This window comes from Nocardioides iriomotensis (genome assembly GCF_004168035.1).
GTDB classification, from domain to species: domain Bacteria; phylum Actinomycetota; class Actinomycetes; order Propionibacteriales; family Nocardioidaceae; genus Nocardioides_B; species Nocardioides_B iriomotensis.
This window is the reverse complement of sequence record NZ_SDPU01000018.1, coordinates 1-16,522: the sequence shown is the minus strand read 5'-3', so window position 1 is coordinate 16,522 and position 16,522 is coordinate 1. Positions and strand designations below refer to the sequence as shown.

17 protein-coding genes are annotated in these 16,522 nt (G+C 70.0%); 12 read left to right on the top strand and 5 right to left on the bottom strand.

All coding sequences use genetic code 11. The annotated features are described in order from the left end of the window. Positions 1-12: 12 nt before the first annotated feature. The gene (locus tag ETU37_RS05855) at positions 13-810 is read right to left on the bottom strand and encodes an SIR2 family NAD-dependent protein deacylase (protein ID WP_129986279.1); all 798 of its coding nucleotides are present in this window, start codon (positions 808-810) and stop codon (positions 13-15) included. Positions 811-833: 23 nt separating this feature from the next. Further along, positions 834-2,276, bottom strand: coding sequence for an amidohydrolase family protein (locus tag ETU37_RS05850; RefSeq protein ID WP_129986468.1), 1,443 nt, complete (start codon positions 2,274-2,276; stop codon positions 834-836). A 127-nt stretch (positions 2,277-2,403) separates the two neighbouring features. Here ETU37_RS05850 and ETU37_RS05845 point away from each other — a divergent pair, with 127 nt between their 5' ends. From ETU37_RS05845 to ETU37_RS05810, 8 genes are all read left to right on the top strand, one after another. Further along, positions 2,404-3,210 carry an IclR family transcriptional regulator domain-containing protein gene (locus tag ETU37_RS05845; protein WP_129986277.1) on the top strand — a complete coding sequence of 269 codons (807 nt, stop codon included), beginning with the start codon at positions 2,404-2,406 and terminating at the stop codon, positions 3,208-3,210. Between the two features lie 93 nt (positions 3,211-3,303). Next, positions 3,304-4,461 carry a CaiB/BaiF CoA transferase family protein gene (locus tag ETU37_RS05840; protein ID WP_129986275.1) on the top strand — a complete coding sequence of 386 codons (1,158 nt, stop codon included), beginning with the start codon at positions 3,304-3,306 and terminating at the stop codon, positions 4,459-4,461. Further along, positions 4,458-5,264, top strand: a complete 807-nt coding sequence (locus ETU37_RS05835) for a citryl-CoA lyase (protein WP_129986273.1) — start codon at positions 4,458-4,460, stop codon at positions 5,262-5,264. The genes ETU37_RS05840 and ETU37_RS05835 overlap by 4 nt, the downstream gene beginning before the upstream one ends. 34 nt (positions 5,265-5,298) lie before the next feature. Next, positions 5,299-6,165 (top strand): DODA-type extradiol aromatic ring-opening family dioxygenase, encoded by an 867-nt coding sequence (locus ETU37_RS05830; protein WP_129986271.1) that lies wholly within the window; start codon positions 5,299-5,301, stop codon positions 6,163-6,165. Continuing rightward, the gene (locus ETU37_RS05825; protein WP_129986269.1) at positions 6,162-6,524 is read left to right on the top strand and encodes a hypothetical protein; all 363 of its coding nucleotides are present in this window, start codon (positions 6,162-6,164) and stop codon (positions 6,522-6,524) included. The genes ETU37_RS05830 and ETU37_RS05825 overlap by 4 nt, the downstream gene beginning before the upstream one ends. After that, the gene (locus ETU37_RS05820; RefSeq protein WP_129986267.1) at positions 6,521-7,516 is read left to right on the top strand and encodes a zinc-binding dehydrogenase; all 996 of its coding nucleotides are present in this window, start codon (positions 6,521-6,523) and stop codon (positions 7,514-7,516) included. Before ETU37_RS05825 ends, ETU37_RS05820 begins: the two co-directional genes overlap by 4 nt. A gap of 81 nt (positions 7,517-7,597) precedes the next feature. Continuing rightward, on the top strand, positions 7,598-9,490 hold the full coding sequence (typA, locus tag ETU37_RS05815) for a translational GTPase TypA (protein ID WP_129986265.1): 1,893 nt from the start codon (positions 7,598-7,600) through the stop codon (positions 9,488-9,490). A gap of 49 nt (positions 9,491-9,539) precedes the next feature. Then, the gene (locus tag ETU37_RS05810; protein ID WP_165372419.1) at positions 9,540-10,343 is read left to right on the top strand and encodes a DUF268 domain-containing protein; all 804 of its coding nucleotides are present in this window, start codon (positions 9,540-9,542) and stop codon (positions 10,341-10,343) included. 27 nt (positions 10,344-10,370) lie between these two features. Here ETU37_RS05810 and ETU37_RS05805 read toward each other — a convergent pair whose 3' ends face one another. Continuing rightward, positions 10,371-11,513, bottom strand: coding sequence for a glycosyltransferase family 4 protein (locus tag ETU37_RS05805; RefSeq protein WP_165372418.1), 1,143 nt, complete (start codon positions 11,511-11,513; stop codon positions 10,371-10,373). 67 nt (positions 11,514-11,580) lie between these two features. On the opposite strand from ETU37_RS05805, the gene ETU37_RS05800 reads away from it, so the two are divergent. Continuing rightward, positions 11,581-12,414, top strand: coding sequence for a hypothetical protein (locus ETU37_RS05800; RefSeq protein ID WP_129986259.1), 834 nt, complete (start codon positions 11,581-11,583; stop codon positions 12,412-12,414). Here ETU37_RS05800 and ETU37_RS05795 read toward each other — a convergent pair. Both ETU37_RS05795 and ETU37_RS05790 read right to left on the bottom strand, forming a co-directional pair. Then, entirely contained in the window at positions 12,376-13,677 is a 1,302-nt protein-coding gene (locus ETU37_RS05795; RefSeq protein WP_129986257.1) for an MATE family efflux transporter, read from the bottom strand. The genes ETU37_RS05800 and ETU37_RS05795 overlap by 39 nt on opposite strands. Positions 13,678-13,819: 142 nt before the next feature. Beyond that, positions 13,820-14,659: a glycosyltransferase family 2 protein gene (locus ETU37_RS05790; RefSeq protein WP_165372417.1), complete on the bottom strand. Its 840-nt coding sequence runs from the start codon at positions 14,657-14,659 to the stop codon at positions 13,820-13,822. An 85-nt stretch (positions 14,660-14,744) separates the two neighbouring features. On the opposite strand from ETU37_RS05790, the gene ETU37_RS05785 reads away from it, so the two are divergent. From ETU37_RS05785 to ETU37_RS05780, 3 genes are all read left to right on the top strand, one after another. After that, positions 14,745-15,641 carry an alpha-1,2-fucosyltransferase gene (locus tag ETU37_RS05785; RefSeq protein ID WP_165372416.1) on the top strand — a complete coding sequence of 299 codons (897 nt, stop codon included), beginning with the start codon at positions 14,745-14,747 and terminating at the stop codon, positions 15,639-15,641. A 237-nt stretch (positions 15,642-15,878) separates the two neighbouring features. Then, positions 15,879-16,007, top strand: a complete 129-nt coding sequence (locus ETU37_RS23825) for a hypothetical protein (RefSeq protein WP_276319670.1) — start codon at positions 15,879-15,881, stop codon at positions 16,005-16,007. 265 nt (positions 16,008-16,272) lie between these two features. Further along, positions 16,273-16,494: a DeoR family transcriptional regulator gene (locus ETU37_RS05780; RefSeq protein ID WP_129986251.1), complete on the top strand. Its 222-nt coding sequence runs from the start codon at positions 16,273-16,275 to the stop codon at positions 16,492-16,494. Positions 16,495-16,522: the final 28 nt, after the last annotated feature.

Below are 16,522 nucleotides of genomic sequence, written 5' to 3'. Positions count from 1 at the left end.
TCGACCATAGGGTCAACCTAGCCGCGCCGCCCGTCCGTTGCCCAGGACCTCCGCGACCGCGGGGCCGAGCGTCTCCCCCGCGTTCCCTCGTACGACTACCGTCGCCAGGTCGTCCAGCGGCGTCTCCTCGTCGTTGACGATCACGAGCCGCGCGCCGTGCCCGACCGCGACCTCGGGAAGCCCGGCGGCCGGGTAGACCTGCAGCGACGAGCCGGCCGCGATCATCAGGTCGCAGGTGGCGGCGAGGCCGTAGGCGCGCTCGACGACGCCCGGGAACAGCACCTGCTCGAACGACACCGTCGCCGACTTCACCAGCCCGCCGCACAGCGGGCAGGCCGGGTCGGGGTCGCCGGCGTCGACCTGCGCGAGGGCCCACGCGTTGGTCTGCCGGAAGCCGCAGCCGTCGGGCGTGCCCATCGCGGGCGCGTGGCCGATGCACATCACCTCGGTCGCGGTGCCGTGCAGCTCGACCACCTCGCGGGACCCGGCGGCCTGGTGCAGCCCGTCGATGTTCTGCGTGACCACACCACGGCAGCGTCCCGCTGCCTCCAGGGCCGCGAACGCGTGGTGCGCCGGGTTGGGCTCGAACGGGGTCGCGAAGAACTCCCGCCGCATCTCCCAGGACCGGGCGCGCACCTCCGCCGACCCGACGTACCGGCTGAACGTGAAGTCCAACGGGTCGAAGCGGCTCCACACGCCGCCGGGTGAGCGGAAGTCGGGGATCCCGGACTCGGTGGACACGCCCGCGCCGGTGAAGCCGACGACGCGGGTCGCCTCGCGCAGCAGATCGACGAGGGCGGCGTTGCTCATGCCGCCACGGTACGAGCCCCCGCTCAGACCTTGTGCGTGCTGTCGCTGCGGTACTCGGTGTACTGGTAGGGGTTGTCGAGGACCTTGCTCTCGGGGATCTCGGGGTGCATGCCCGCCACCCACGCCTCCTCGCCGAGGGCGCCGCGCAGGTGGTCCACGGTCGCCTCGACGGTACGGCGGACGGAGGCGAGGTCGACGTCGACCAGCGCACCGTCGTGCTTCACCACACGGCCGTCGACGAGGACGGTGTGCACGTCACCGCGCTGGGCCTGCAGCGCGACGTGGCCGTAGGGGTTGATGATCGGGAACATCACCGGCGACCGGTCGTTCTTGATCAGCACCACGTCGGCCTTCTTGCCGGCCTCGAGGCTGCCGACGACGTCACCCAGCCCCAGCGCCTCGGCCCCGCCTCGGGTCGCCCACTCGACGACCTGGTCGGCGCGCAGGTGGCAGTTGGTCACCGTGTCACCGTGGGCGTGCGCCTCGAGGTGCTCCCGCGACCGGTCCGCGCCGAGCGTCGCGCGCATGGCGGAGAACAGGTCACCGCTCTGCCAGACACTCGTGTCCATCGACATCGCCACCTTGATGTCGTGCTCGCGCAGCACCCAGGTGGGCGGGTAGCCCTGGCCGCAGCTCTGCTCGCTCTCGGTGGCGACCGAGACGGTGCCGCCGCTGGCCGCGATGCGCTGGTAGGAGTCGCCCGAGAGCGTCGCGGCGTGGACGTAGATGTTGCGCGGGTCCATGAAGCCGTGCTCGTGCATGAGCCGGATGCCGTCGTCGTTGGTCGCGCCCCACACGCCTGCGTGCGTGGTGACCGCGACGTCGAGGTCGCGCGCCACCTCGAACGCGGCCTTCTCCGGGAAGGACGGGTCGCCGGTCACGTCGAACGCCATCTGGAAGCCGAGCATGTCGGTGCGCTTCATCCGGCGCTCGACGAAGTCCCGGAAGGCCGAGCTCGTCGACCACTCCCAGGGACCGGCCTGGATGTTGCCGTAGGCGAGCACGAACCGTCCGGGCACGGACTCGAGCGCATCGACGGCGGCGTCCGCGTGCTGCGCGGTCTGCAGGCCGTGCGACCAGTCGACCGTCGTGGTCACGCCCGCGTCGAGCGCGTCCACCGCGGAGAGCAGGTTGCCGGCGTAGATGTCCTCGGGACGGAAGGCCTTGCCGTGCTCGAGGTAGTACCAGACGAAGTACTGGGTCAGGGTCCAGTCGGCGCCGTACGCCCGCATGGCGGTCTGCCACATGTGCCGGTGCGTGTCGACCATCCCCGGCATCACGATGCCGCCGGACGCGTCGATCTCCAACGCGTCGTCGGGGGCGGCCAGCCGCGGTCCCACCGCCTCGATGCGCTGGCCGACCACCAGCACGTCGGTGTCGGTCAGCACGCTGCGCGTGCCGTCCATCGGCAGCACGGTCCCGCCCCGCAGGACCACCGGACGCCCCGCCGCCACCTGCTCCGCCATCACGACCACCCCTCCTCCGGGAGCGCTCCCCACGCCCGGGCCATGTCCGGACACTTGTCCGGACAGCGAACGACTTCACGATGATGTGACGGCGCTCACCCTGTCAAGGGTGGGCTACCCTCCTGGCATGCCCCGCCGCGACGCCGACCCGGACTTCATCGAGGCGATCGCGCGCGGGTTCGACGTGATCACGGCGTTCGGCCCCGGCCGACCCGCCATGACGCTGAGCGAGCTCGCCGCGACGACCGGCCTCGCGCGCCCCACGGTCCGCCGGATCCTGGTCACCCTCGAGGGGCTCGGCTACGCCCGCAGCACCGCCGGCGGCTACACGCTCACGCCACGCGTGCTCGATCTCGGCACCACCTACGTCCAGTCCACCGGGCTCTGGGACGTCGCCCGTCCGCACCTCGAGCGACTCGTCGGACAGACCCACGAGTCGTCCTCGATCGCCCAGCTCGACGGGTCCGACATCGTGTACGTCGCCCGGGTGGCGGTGCCGAAGATCATCACCTTCGCCGTGTCCATCGGGACGCGTTTCCCCGCTCCTGTCACGTCTCTCGGCAAGGTGCTCCTGGCCGGGCTCACCCCCGAGGAGCTCGACGCGACCCTGGCCCACCCGAGCCGTTCGGGGATCACGCCCAAGGCACAGCCGGACCGCGCCGCGATCGACGAGGGGCTGCGCGAGGTGCGCGCCCGCGGCTGGGCCCTGACCGACCAGCAGCTCGCCGGCGGGATCCGCTCGATCGCCGCGCCGCTGCGCGACGGCGCCGGGCGCGTGGTGGCCGCCGTCAACGTGACCGTGCACGCCGCCGAGACGCCCGTCGAGGTGCTGCTCGACGAGCACCTCCCGCGCCTGCTGCACACCGCGAGCGCGATCAGCGCCGACTTCGCGCTCCTCGACACGCTGCCCACCGCGGTCGCCGGCTCCGCCTGACCCACCCTTGACACCCCTCCGGGCGCGGAGAAGACTCGCGACGGACAGTTGTCCGCAGAACGGTCAGCGCCCGACCACGAGGAGGTCGCCCGGATGTCGGAAGGTCCCCTGGCCGGGGTGCTCGTCGCCGACTTCTCCCGCATCCTCGCGGGGCCCTACGCCAGCATGCTGATGGCGGACATGGGCGCCGACGTGGTCAAGGTCGAGAGCCCGGGCGGCGACGACACCCGCACCTGGGTGCCGCCCGTGCGTGACGGCGAGTCGACCTACTACCTCGGCGTCAACCGCAACAAGCGGTCGGTCGCGCTCGACCTGCGCGACGCTCACGACAACGAGCTCGCGCGCGAGCTCGCGGCCCGGGCCGACGTCGTGCTCGAGAACTTCAAGCCGGGCGGGCTGGCCAAGTACGGCCTCGACTACGCCGCCGTGAGCGCCACCAACCCGAGCGTCGTCTACGCCTCCATCACGGGCTTCGGATCCGGTGGCGGCGCCGCACTGCCGGGCTACGACCTCATGGTGCAGGCGATCTCGGGGCTGATGAGCCTCACCGGCTCCCCCGACGGCCCGCCGTACCGCGCCGGGATCTCGATCTTCGACGTGATGTCGGGGATGCAGGCCACCATCGGCGTGCTCGCGGCGCTGCGGCACCGGCACGTGTCCGGACGCGGCCAGCACGTCGAGGTCAACCTGCTGTCGACCGCCCTGTCGGGCCTGGTCAACCAGGCCAGCGCGTACGTCGCCGGCGGCACCGTGCCGACCCGGATGGGCAACTCGCACCCGAGCCTGTTCCCCTACGAGCCGCTGCCCACCGCCGACGGCGAGCTGATCGTCACCTCCGGCAACGACAACCAGTTCGCGCGGCTGTGCCGGGTGCTCGGCATCCCCGAGGTGGCCGAGGACGAGCGGTTCGCCACCAACCAGGACCGCACCGCCAACCGCGAGGCTCTGCGCCCGCTCCTCGTCGAGCGGCTGGCCACCCGCAACCGCGACGAGTGGTTCCGCGAGCTGATCGACGCGGGCGTCCCCTGCGGGCCGATCAACACCGTGGCCGAAGGCGTGGCCTTCGCGACCGAGCTCGGCCTCGACCCGGTCGTCGAGGTCGGCACGGGTGACCGGGTCATCCCCAGCGTGCGCAACCCGGTGACGTTCTCCGAGACCCCGACCAGCTACCACTCCGCACCGCCGCTGCTCGACGAGCACGGCGACGACGTCCGCGCCTGGCTCGCCGCCCCGCGCGAGGAGCTGCCGTGACCGAGCACGCCTACCCCACGTCCCTGGGCGCCTCGACGCCCGAGACCATCTCGCTGTTCGGCCACGACCTCGCCGAGGACCTGATGGGCAGCGTCGGCTTCGGCGAGCTGGCGTTCTGGCTGCTCGCGCGCCGGCGACCCACCAAGGGCGAGGTCCGCGTCTTCGAGGCCGTGCTGGTCGCGCTCGCCGACCACGGCTTCACGCCGACCGCGATCGCGGCCCGCATGACGTGGCTCTCCGCGCCCGACTCCCTGCAGGGCGCGATCGCCTCCGGGCTGCTCGGTGGCGGCTCGCGATTCCTCGGCGTCACCGAGGACTGCGGCCGGTTCCTGGCCGACGTCCTCGCCGAGCACGCGGAGGACCGACCCGCGGACGACGCCCCCGACGGGGCCTGGGACGAGCTGGCCCTGGCCGCGGTCCGCGCCCAGCGCGAGGCGGGACGGTTCGTCCCCGGCTTGGGGCACCCGGTGCACAAGGACCGCGACCCGCGCACGCCCCGGTTGTTCGCGATCGCGCAGGAGGAGGGCCTGCTCGGCCCGCACCTGCGGCTGTTCGCGGCGATCGGCCGGGTGCACGAGCAGGTGCTGGGTCGTCGGCTGCCGCTCAACGGTGCCGGCGTCTGTGGCGCCGCGCTCGCCGACCTCGACCTGCCGCCCGCGCTGCTGCGCGGCGTCGCGCTGCTGGCGCGGACGGCGGGACTCCTGGGCCAGATCGCGGAGGAGCAGGTGCATCCGCTGGCCCGCGACATCTACCTGCACGTGGACCGGGCGTCGACGTACCTCGACGCCGAGAGCGAAGGCTGAGCCCCGAGGGGACGGACCGAGAGGGAGGGGACACATGGCGGAGGTCGTCGCGGTCATCGCGTCCACGCACCACCCGTTCTACTACCGCGCCAGCACGGCGACCGGCGTCGACCGGCCACCGTTCGCGGACGCCTGGGTCGAGAAGATCGAGCGGTTCCGCGAGACGCTCACCCGGGCACGCCCGGACGTGCTCGTCATGGTCGGCAGCGACCACTTCCACCAGCTCTGGCTGGACAACATGCCGCAGTTCCTCGTCGGCAAGGCTCCGGCGTACGACGCCAACTGGTACAACGAGGAGCGCGAGTTCGGCCTGCCGCGGTTCCACCTCGCCGGCGAGGAGGCGCTCTCGGAGCACATCCTGCGCGAGGGGCTCGACGCCGGCTTCGACCTGGCGTTCAGCAACGAGCTCCGGATCGACCACAGCATCACCTGCCCGATCATCACGCTGCGCCCCGGCGCCGACCTGCCGATCGTGCCGATCTACACCAACATCTTCGCGCCGCCGCTCCCGCAGCCGAAGCGCTTCGTCGCGCTCGGCCGGCAGATCCGGGCGATGGTCGAGTCCTGGCCGTCCGACCAGCGGGTCGCGATCATCGGCACCGGCCACCTGTCGCTCGAGCTCGGCGGGCCGCGCCAGTTCGGCCCGCACGGGCCCGACCCGGAGTTCGACCGGAAGGCCGTCGACTGGATCGCCCGCGGCGACGTGGAGGGCTGCCTCGCCGAGGTCACGCTCGACAGCCTGCACACGCCCGGCAACGCCACGCACGGCTTCATGGACTTCATGCTGATGATGGGCGCCGCCGGCGACGGCCAGCAGGCCGACCACGTCGACTCGCTCGACCTGTTCCACACGATGGAGGCGTACTTCACCTGGTACCCGAAGGGAGTGCCGGCCTCATGAGCAAGTACCTGCTGGACAAGTTCCTCTTCACCGTCGACCGCGACCCCGACCTGGTCGAGCGCTACCGCACCGACCCGCGCGGCACCGTCGAGTGGTGGGAGGCCGAGCGCGCCAACGTGATCCTCAACTGCCACGTCGACGAGCGCAGCACGTGGCTGCGGTTCGACGACGCCGAGCGCGAGGCCCTGGCCACGCACGACTACCCGACGCTGTTCTCGATGGGCGCGCACCCGTTCCTGACGCTCACGCTGTTCATCGCGATGTTCGAGCGCGACCACGACGAGCCGCTCGGCTTCCAGCTCGCCTACGCCAAGGCGCTCGAGCACTTCTCGCTCCCCTACCCGGACATCGCGACGTGACCGGGCCCGTCCGCGCGGCCGTGCTGCGGGCCCACGGCGATGCGCCCGCCGTCGAGGAACGCGCCGACCCCGTCGGGACGGGCGACGCGGTCGTCCGGGTGACCGCCGTGCCGCTGACGCCGCTGGACCTGCTCTGCGCCGGCGGTACGTCGTACTTCGGACCGCCCGCGCTGCCCTATGTCCCCGGCGTGCAAGGCGTCGGCGAGGTCGTGGCCCACCCCACGCTGAAGCCCGGCTCGCGGGTCTGGTTCCCCACCGACGCTGGCATGCAGCCCGGCGACGGGGCGCTCGCGACGACGGTGCACCGCCCGGCGGCGGACCTCGTCGACCTCGGTGACCACGACGTGCCCGCGGAGCACGTCGCCGCGATCGGTCTGTCCGGGGTGGCGGCCTGGCTGGCGCTCGCGGCACGGGCCGAGCTCCAGGAGGGCGAGCAGGTGCTCGTCCTCGGCGCCGGCGGGGTCGTCGGCCAGGTCGGGGTGCAGGCTGCCCGGCTGCTCGGCGCCCGCCGCGTCCTCGCGGCGGCACGCTCGGCCGGAGCGCGCGCCCGCGCCCGGCAGGCCGGGGCCGACGCGGTGGTGGCGCTCGAGGACGGTGACTCCGTCGCCGACGTCGTGGCGCGGGTGCGCGAGGTCGCCGACGGGCCGGTCGACGTCGTGCTCGACCCGCTGGCGGGCGTGCCCGGCTCCGCCGGGGTGAGGTTGCTCGGCGAGCACGGCCGTCTGGTCAACCTGGGCAGCTCGGCGGCGCCCGGCCTGGAGGTCGTGTCCGCCGACCTGCGCAGCCGGACCGCGGCGGTGCTCGGCTACACCAACAACGCGGTATCGGTGGGACAGAAGGCCGAGACGCTGCGCACCCTGCTCGGCCATGCCGCCGCGGGGCGGCTGCACGTCGACCACGAGGTGGTGCCCCTCGACGACGTCGCCGCGGCGTGGGGCCGGCAGGCGGCCGGGCAGGCTCCGGTGCGAATCGTGGTCGAGCTGCGCGGGTAGACTCGCCTGCGGCTTCTGGCGTGCGCGCAGCGCGCGTGCCGGTCGAGCCCGACAACCCGCCCTCCGCCCGAAAGCAGAGCCATGCCCGAGAACTCCCGCCGCAACGACCTGCGCAACGTCGCGATCGTCGCGCACGTCGACCACGGCAAGACCACCCTGGTCGACGCCATGCTCTGGCAGGGCGGCGCCTTCGGCGAGCACCAGCACGTCGACGAGCGGGCGATGGACTCCGGCGACCTGGAGCGCGAGAAGGGCATCACGATCCTCGCGAAGAACACCGCGATCCGCTACACCGGCGAGGCCGCCGGCGGCGAGCCGATGACGATCAACATCATCGACACCCCGGGCCACGCGGACTTCGGCGGCGAGGTCGAGCGGGGCCTCTCGATGGTCGACGGCATCGTGCTGCTGGTCGACGCCTCGGAGGGCCCGCTGCCGCAGACGCGCTTCGTGCTGCGCAAGGCGCTGAACGCCGACCTGCCGGTCGTGCTGGTCGTCAACAAGGTCGACCGCTCCGACGCCCGCATCAGCGAGGTCGTCGACGAGACCTACGAGCTGTTCATGGACCTGCTCGACGACAGCCACAGCGCCGACGCCCTCGACTTCCCGGTTGTGTACGCCAGCGCCAAGGCCGGCCGCGCGTCGCTGGAGATGCCGGAGAACGGCGGGCTGCCCGACAGCGACAACCTCGAGCCGCTGTTCAAGACGATCCTCGACACCATCCCCGCCCCGACGTACAACGCCGGCGCGCCGCTCCAGGCCCACGTCACCAACCTCGACTCCTCGCCGTTCCTCGGCCGGCTCGCGCTGGTGCGCGTCAAGGAAGGCACCCTCAAGAAGGGCCAGCAGGTCGCGTGGATGAAGCGCGACGGCTCGACGCAGAACGTCAAGGTCACCGAGCTGCTCGTCACCGAGGCGCTGGAGCGCAAGCCGGGCGAGTCCGCCGGCCCGGGCGACATCGTCGCCATCGCCGGCATGCCGGACATCATGATCGGCGAGACGCTGGCCGACCCGGAGAACCCGGTCGCGCTGCCGCTCATCACCGTCGACGAGCCGGCCATCTCGATGACCATCGGCACCAACACCTCGCCGCTCGCCGGACGCGGCCCGACCAAGGGCACCAAGGTCACCGCGCGTCTGGTGAAGGACCGCCTCGACAGCGAGCTGGTCGGCAACGTGTCGATCAAGGTGCTGCCGACCGAGCGCCCCGACGCGTGGGAGGTCCAGGGCCGCGGCGAGCTCGCGCTGGCCATCCTGGTCGAGCAGATGCGCCGCGAGGGCTATGAGCTGACCGTCGGCAGGCCGCAGGTGGTCACCCGCGAGGTCGACGGCAAGGTGCACGAGCCGGTCGAGCGTCTGACGATCGACGCGCCCGAGGAATACCTCGGCACGATCACCCAGCTCCTCGCCGTCCGCAAGGGCCGCATGGAGCAGATGACCAACCACGGCACCGGCTGGGTCCGCATGGAGTTCCTCGTGCCGGCCCGCGGCCTGATCGGCTTCCGCACCGAGTTCCTCACCGACACCCGCGGCACCGGCATCGCGCACCACGTGTTCGAGAAGTACGAGCCGTGGGCCGGCGAGATCCGCTCCCGCGCCTCCGGCTCGCTCGTCGCCGACCGCGCGGGCGCGGCCACGTCGTACGCCATGACGAACCTGCAGGAGCGCGGGGTCATGTTCGTCGAGCCGACCACCGAGGTCTACGAGGGCATGATCGTCGGGGAGAACTCCCGTGAGGACGACATGGACGTCAACATCACCAAGGAGAAGAAGCAGACCAACGTCCGCTCCTCCACCGCCGACAACTTCGAGAAGCTGATCCCGCCCAAGAAGCTCTCCCTCGAGCAGTGCCTCGAGTTCTGCCGCGAGGACGAGTGCGTCGAGGTCACCCCCGACGCGGTCCGGATCCGCAAGGTGGAGCTGGACCAGAGCCTCCGCGCCCGCAGCGCCGCCCGCGCGCGCCGTAGCGGCTGAGCGGGTCTAAGGGCAACGACGCCGGACGCTTATGCCAGGATCGGTGACCATGAAGTTGATGAGATCGCTGCAGGCCGTAGGCATCGAGCCCTACGTGATCTACAGCAGCGGGCGGGGTCTCAAGAAGTATCGGGAGAACCGCAAGGCGTTCTTGGCGCAGGCCGGAGACGACCCGCTCTGGCCATTGGGTGACGCCTACCCCTGCCTGTCCGACAGGTACGACGTGAGTGGCGTCGCCAAGGGCCAGTACTTTCACCAGGATCTCCTCGTCGCCCAGCAGATTCACGCAGCCAAACCCGAGCGTCACGTGGACGTGGGCTCCCGCGTCGACGGCTTCGTCGCGCACGTCGCGGCGTTCATGCCGATCGAGGTCGTCGACATTCGGCCGCTCACGACGACCGCGGAGAACATCACGTTCACTCAGCGGGACCTCATGATCGCGGATCCGGAGTTCGACGACTACACCGACTCGTTGTCGTGCCTTCACACGCTTGAGCACTTCGGCCTCGGTCGGTACGGCGACCCAGTCGACTACGACGGCTACCGCAAGGGGTTCGACAACCTGGCGCGCATGGTGCGACCGGGCGGCACGTTCTATCTTTCCGTTCCGATCAGCCGACGTCAGCGGATCGAATTTGACGCGCACAGACTGTTCGAGGTGCCGCACGTGGTCGAGTTGGTCGAGGACCAGTTCGACATCAAGACCGCCGCGATCGTCAACGATGCCGAAGACGTTGTCCGCGACGTCGACGTTAGGTCGGCGGAGGGTCATCGGAGCTTCGACGTCGAATACGGCTGCATCATGCTCGATCTCCGCAAGCGTCATGAGCGATCCGCCACGACGCCGAGCTGATTCAGCTACCCGGCAACGACTGTTTCGTCACTCAGCCTGGAGGCAGTCGTTTCGCGGCGGAGCTGGGCTCCCCGCGACCGCCGCGACGGTCGACTCCCACAGCCCCAAGACCCTCAATGGATCGTGTCGTTGTACCAGCTCGCGCAAGGCAGCCGCGTCGGGTCTTAGACCGGATCGTCGATCAGCTGCCGCGTCAGCGATCGCGGCCGCCAACGCGACGACGTCGTCGACGGGCACGATTCGGCCCAATCGACCCTCCAAGAGCACGTCTCTGACGCCGGTACCGGCGTCTGCGGCGACCACGAGACAGCCGGCAGCGAGCGCCTCGGCGAGAACGAGCGGGACCGCCTCCGTCCGGCTCGGCAGCACGAAGACGTCTGCAGACTCGAGTAGGGCTCTTGCCTCCCGCACCCAGCCATGAAACTCGATGTGGGCGCCAATCTCGTTGGCGCAGTCACGAAGCAGGCCATCCATCGGCCCGGCGCCCCCCATGACCCACGACAGGTCCGGATGATCCTTAAGGTGTGCCGCTGCCTTGACGAAAAGATCAGGCCCCTTCTCGTAGGAAATGCGTCCCAGGTACACGACCCTAAGAGTCGCGCTGGGCTCCCTAAGTGGAGAGACCGCAAGGTCTGCCGGGTTGGGCACCTCGCGGACCTTCGGGCCGAGTTCGTGCAGAGCCCTGGTGTGCGACTGCGTCAGCGTGACGACGAACGGTGCGCGGTTCAAGATTCGTCGGTTTCGCCTGGCCACTTGCCGCATTCGCCAGGACACCACCCGTCGAAGCACTGGCGGTACGCCTTCACCCGCTAAGTGCAGCCACGGCCGCAGCACGAGATCGGGCGACCAGTGCATGTGGATCCCCCAGCGGGGCGCTCCGCGGAGGTGCTTCGCGACGGGCATCGATCCTGGGTCCAGCAGGACGACGAGCTCGGGGGTGTCCAGCAGCTGACGATGTAGCTCGTCCGCCATCGAGGCGGCGGCGGCGCCGTGGGCGCGTGCGCGGCGCACCTTGGCGGTGAGCCAACGAACCGGTCTGCCGCCCGCAAAGGGGGCTGGCTCCGGGAACCAGGAAAGGGCGGCGGCATCGTGACCCCGCGCCCGGAGCCCGTCGACCAAGGTCCGCGTGACGGACTCGACACCACCGAGACGGGCGGCGTCCTCGAGCACCCAGCGCACTCGCACTCCACACCTCCCTGCGGCCGTTGTGGTCGATTACGCCAGTTAGTCTGTCAGGGTGACGACCGACGAGCCGGATGCGCCCCTACGGATCCGCCTTGTCCTAGTCCATCATGGGGATCCGGGACGCCTCGCCGCCGTGCGCGACACGGTCGCGACTGTCGCGACGGCTCTTGGCGCGTTCGGTGACGTCGAGGTTCGTAACATCGGCCGGCAGCCGTCCCTGCGCTCGCTGCCTCCGGCGAAGGTGGCTGCGCGCCGCGTGCGGCAGTGGCGGCTCGAACGGCGCTGGGCCCACCATCTCGGCGCCGGGAGGCGTTGGTTCCTTAGCGCCGGGCTACTGCTCGTCCGACTGGCCGCTTTGTCGCTACCCCGGGAACAGGCGAAGGCGGGTCGGCGGTCCTTCATTGAACTAGCCCTCAGCTCTAAGCATCAACTCGCGTGGCGGGCCGCAGCGGAGGATCGCGTCGACGTCCTCGTCGTGCTCGAGGACGACGCACGAGTCCGCCCTGACTCCGACGAACGTATCCGGACCGTTCTTGAGACCGCCATCCGAGACAGCGACCTGGCACGCGTCTACGCCGATCTCGCCGGGGGTATCAGCACGAGCCTCCTTCGGACGGAGCGTGTGAGCCGACGGATCAGCGACGGGTTGGTCGAACTGAGTCGACCAGCCACGAATACGACTTGCGCTTACCTCATCGGTTCAACCACCATCGCCGCCTTGTTCGATCACGTGACGCTTGAGCCCCAGAGCGCACTACTGCCGGCGGACTGGCTGATGAACGCGGCATTCATTGGCAACAGCGACGTCCGTTGCCTGCACACGTCACCTACGGCCCTCGACCACGGTTCATTCACCGGCGCTGTCGGCAGTTCGATCCGCATCTGATTGTCCACTTCGTGCGTGCACCTCGCCCAACCAAGCTGGATGGCGGCGCCACATGAGCAACCAGTAGCCGGCCCCGCAGAGGCCCGCGAACGCTGACGCCCACAGCGGACCCGAGGCCCCTGTGATTCTGACGAGCACGAGGGAAATGGAGACGTTCAGCACGACCAGGACGATGTTGAGGCGGACCGACCGGCGCAGGCCGCGCGGTCCGGAGAACGCCAGGTACAAAGGTGTGCTGAGAAAGGTCGCAAACACGAATACGGCACCGGCAGCGTAAAGGTCGATCGGAACCCCCACCTGACCGGCGCCGAGAATGTGCGCGAGCACCGGTCCCACCGATAACACTGAGGCTCCGACCAGCAAACCTGCCCCGCCAGCCTGCAGCACGAGGTGGCGGAGATCGCGGCTCCGGTCCGGCGACCAGCCGGAGGCGCGCGCCGCTGCTAGGTTGGCGGCGAAAAGCGGCGACAACACAACGAGCGGAATCAGGGCGCCGTTGACGATGCGGTTGGCAACACCGAAGACACCGGCCTCCTCAGCGCCCAAGAAGCTGGAAACGATCACCGGGTCGAGGCCGGTCTGGATGAGCACCGCGGTCGACAAGAGGATCATCTGACCGATCAGCCTCAACCGCAGCCCCCCTCCGGACGTGGCACCCCTTGAGACATCCAGGCTCGGGCGCAGGTGCCAGTAGATCCAGGCACAGGTGCGGGGTAATGCAACAGCGACGCCTTGAATGGCGCAGAGGACCACGAGATCTGCGTTGAGGAAGGTGGCAATGAGGGTCAGTGGAAGCGCCGCCAGCGGCCCGAGGCCCGCAAAAATGGCTGCGACGACCGTCCGCCCCACTCCCTCGAGAGCGCCGAGGTAAACACCCCCTGGCCCGCTCGCCACGATCGGCAGCGAAAACGCCAGGATCGCCGCGACGAGCTCCCCCCGGTCGGCGACACCCTGCGACCCGAAGAGCGCGACCAGTGGAAGGACGACGACGGCGATGACAAGTGTCGCGAGGTTCATGCACGCGATCCTGAGCGCGAGCCGGAGAGCTGACCGCATCAGTTGTCGCGGGGCGACATACGCGTCGCTCCCTTCTCGAGACTCGCCCACCAATAGGCGAGTTGCGGGATAGAGCGCACCGTCGATGACCGTGAGCCAGGGTGCGAGCGAGACGACAACAACAAGCACCCCGAAGGCAGGGGCGCCAAGGGCGTGCACGAGGACCGGGAGCGTCACGAAGCCCGCGAGGGCGCCGAGGACCTGCACGGCGCTTCCCACGCCAAGGGTCGCGGAGAGACTTCCGAGGCGGCCGACGGCGTTCGCAGACGCAAAGCGTGGACGTATCCAACGAGGGCTCATCGCCGGGTCACCAACTCAGAGCGGTCCGCGGATACACAGACGCGCCGGCTCATGCGGAGCTCATCCTCCATTGTCTCGACCGTACTGTCCGGGCCACAACCGCCCGCACCGAGACGAGACCCGCAACCTGCCTGGCCATCGTGGTGCGCTCTCGCCACGTAGCGCGGATGGCTGGGTCCTGGGCGCGCCGCCAAGCCGTAAAGTCACGCAGTGCGTTGAAAGTGCACCGCAACTCGAGCGCCATTCCGCCTCGGATCGAGGTCGCGACGTCGTCCCGGTAGTGGACGTACGGCGTTGGCAGGGCGCGGATCGGCCCCAACTGTGCCAGGCGCAGCCACAGCGCATAGTCCTCGTAGACTTGAAGAGAGGATGTTTCGGGGAAACCGCCGACCCGCCGGAGGTCACTGGTCAACGCCACCATCGAGCTGGTGATGACGAAGTTGGTCGACAGCTGGTCGGCGAGCGTGATCGTTGACGGCAGACTGTCGTACAGCAACGCAGCGGACCCCGACTGGCCGGGTACGCACCGAAACGCGTTGGTGGAACAGGCCCGGTCGCCCGTGCGGCGGAGTTCGCGAAGCTGGGCGTCGAGCTTGCCCGGCAGCCAAGTGTCGTCGCTGTCCAAGAACGCGACCCACTCCCCCTTGGCTTCACGGACACCACGATTGCGCGGCACGGCAGGTCCACCGGAACGCGCTCCGGGCAGCCATCGGACGCGTGGGTCGGCGACGCCGCGCACCACGGACTCCGAGTCGTCGGTAGAGCCGTCGTCGCAGACGAGCACCTCGACCGCCACGTCGCCGGATGACAAGGCGCTCTCGACGGCGGCGCGGATCAGATGTCCTCTGTTGTAATTGGGGATGACCACGGACACAGCGATCGACGACACCACGCGATTGTAGGGGCCGCTCTTCATGGCCCTCATTCATGGTTCTGACGCTGTGACAGACTCCGCAGAACACAGCCGGAGCTCGATGGTGACGACGGAGGGATTGCCGATGCCGCGGGCAGCAACCGCGATCACCATTCCCCTGCAGGGTGGTCTCGGCAACCAGTTGTTCGAGCTCGCGGCTGGGATCGTCGTCAGGTCCCGGTTCCCCCGCCGCGTCCACTACTCCGACTATTGGCTCACCAACCCCGTCGACGGCGAGACGCCGCGTGCGTTCGCGCTCGAGGGACTCCTCCGCCGCGACGAGCTCGTTAGCGCACCGACGCCCCGGGTGGGCCGAGTCAGTGACCGCTTGATGAACCACCGGGTCATCGAGCGCAGTCCCGACGATGACGCCCTGGCCCGGGTCGGACGGCTAACCCACGTGCTCGCCGGCTACTTCCAGCGACTCTCGTACGTCGAGGAGGCGTGGCCCGAACTGCGCGCGCGCTTCCTCAACAGCCCCAACCCCGCACACCGGAGGCTGGTCAGTCCGCAGGCGGGCGATCATGGCGCCATCCACTATCGCTTGGGCGACTACGTCTCCAATACCGGGGCGAACGCCCATCACGGCGTTACGTCGCCGGACTACTTCGTAGACGTGATCCGCGACGGCCACAAACGCCTCGGCATCACAGATTGGCGCGTCGTCAGCGACGACACGAGCACCGCCCTCGACCTCCTGGCCTCGCGAGGCCTTCCCTCCAACGTCGCACTGTCCGCGGCCGAGGATGGAAACGAGTGGGAGGATCTGTCCACGCTGGCCTCGGCGCGCGCATGCGCGATCAGCAACAGCTCTTTCTCGTGGTGGGCCGCTTTTGTCGGCGCATCCTCACGGCCTACAGAAGTCGTGGCGCCCCGCCCGTGGTTCGCCAATGCCGCCGCCTCGGAGCCGCCGCTCTTCCCTGACAAATGGCTGCGTCGGGATCGTCCACTCCTCTGACGCTGCCGGGTGCAACGAAGACTTGCTCGATCAGCCCGCCGCGGCCAGCCGTACTCGATCTCGTCCTGCACCCCCTCGCCGGCGCAGTCGCCTGTGCGCGGTCGGCGGACTGCTCGAACTTGCCGCGCTGCCCCTCGAACGAGAATGGCTTGAGCAGGTACTGCATCCACCCCAGCGCGGTGGCCCGCCACACCGCGTCGAGGTCGCCCGCGACGACCCGAGACAACCGCCGACGAGGTGGCCGTTCTGCCGGCGCCGCACCAGTTCCAGCTGTACGTCGGGCAGCTGCATGTCGGGCCGCACGAGATCGACGCCGCCCTCCCGCATCAACCGGAGGGCGCCCACTCCGACCGGGTGCGCCGGTGACGACAACCCGACGCGCCGGACCCGAGCCGCTCGACGGCGACACTCGACGCCGACGCATCGGTGACCACGGTCCAACCGCTCTCGAGCGGTAGCCGGGCGGGCAGCGTCGCCGGGCCGAGCTTCGAGCCGCCCGCCAGGACGACGACGATTCCGGCGCGCGAGGCCGCGACCTCCTTGACGTAGGTCTCCTCGGCGGTCGGTTCGCCCGGGCCTCGCTCGGGACCCCCGGGCGACGTACGGGTCCTGAGAAGGACGGGCACCACCCATGAGCGACGCCAGCAGCCGGCGGGCCACCCGCGCCCGTCACGACGCGCTGCTGCTGCAGGACGGCGTCAACGGCGTCGACGCGCTCGCGGATCGGGTGGGCGTGTCGGCGTCCACCGTGCGCCGCGACCTGACTCGCCTGCAGCGGGAGGCCGGAAGATCGTCGTGCCGACGCGACCAAGCCTTTACTGGCCCGTTAACTGGCGCAGACTGCGCATCATGAGTGCCGGTCGTCACTCCGGTACGTCGGT